The sequence below is a fragment of the Bacillus sp. GMs2/2 genome (assembly GCF_050172095.1).
Taxonomy (GTDB): domain Bacteria; phylum Bacillota; class Bacilli; order Bacillales; family Bacillaceae_G; genus Bacillus_A; species Bacillus_A cereus.
In genome coordinates, this window is sequence record NZ_JBNLYE010000745.1 from 1 (window position 1) to 1,022 (window position 1,022).

A 1,022-nucleotide genomic window follows, 5' to 3' on the forward strand; every position below is an offset into this window, starting at 1 on the left:
ATAAGTTATGAGCAAAACGATTCTTTTTACTGGGGGCGGTACAGCCGGACACGTTATGATTAATATTGTATTAATTCCTAAATTTATAGAGAAAGGCTGGAGAGTCGAGTATATTGGATCCAAAAATGGAATTGAAAAATCATTAGTGCAAAATGTTAAATACAATAGTGTTTCAACGGGCAAGCTTAGGAGATATTGGGATTGGGAAAATTTTAAAGATCCTTTTAAAATTATACGAGGTTGTTTACAAAGTTATAAATTAATTAAGAAAACAAAGCCTGACGTTATCTTTTCAGCAGGAGGATTTGTTTCAGTTCCTGTAGCTATAGGAGCATGGTTAAATCGTGTGCCTATAATTATACGTGAACCAGATAGCACATTAGGACTTGCCAATAAAATAGCATTACCTTTTGCTACAAAGCTATGCACAACATTTCCTCAGACAGGAGAAAATGTAAGGAATGAGAAGAAGGTTTATGTAGGACCAATTGTAAGGGAAGAAATTGAGAAGGGTAACGTATTACGAGGAAGAAGATATTGTGAATTTCAGCAAGATAAACCAGTATTATTAATTATGGGTGGGAGTCAAGGTGCTAAGTGGATAAATGATATGGTAAGGGAATGTTTAGATACAATACTATTAAACTTTAATATTATTCATATATGTGGTAAAGGGAAGGTAGACTCATCTATTGGCATGGAGGGGTATATGCAATTTGAATATATAGGCGACGAGTTGCCGCATATACTAAATATGGCAAGTGTTGTAGTTTCTAGAGCGGGTTCTACTGCTATTTCTGAATTGTTATTTTTGAAGAAACCGATGTTGCTTATCCCGTTAACTAACAGTTCCAGTAGGGGAGATCAAGTTTTAAATGCTGAATATTTTTCACGGCAAGGATATGCTGAAGTTATACTCCAAGACAGAGTAAGTACGAATACATTTATACATGCAGTAAATAAGTTGTATACAAATAAGGAGAAATATATTCAAAACATGAATGGATATAAGAAAACAAATG

1 protein-coding gene is annotated in these 1,022 nt (G+C 34.1%); it reads left to right on the forward strand.

Going from position 1 to position 1,022, the window contains the following annotated elements; all coding sequences use genetic code 11:
• Positions 1–7 precede the first annotated feature (7 nt).
• A partial coding sequence (locus ACQGS6_RS29215) for an undecaprenyldiphospho-muramoylpentapeptide beta-N-acetylglucosaminyltransferase (RefSeq protein ID WP_426966088.1) occupies positions 8–1,022 on the forward strand: 1,015 nt, incomplete at its 3' end.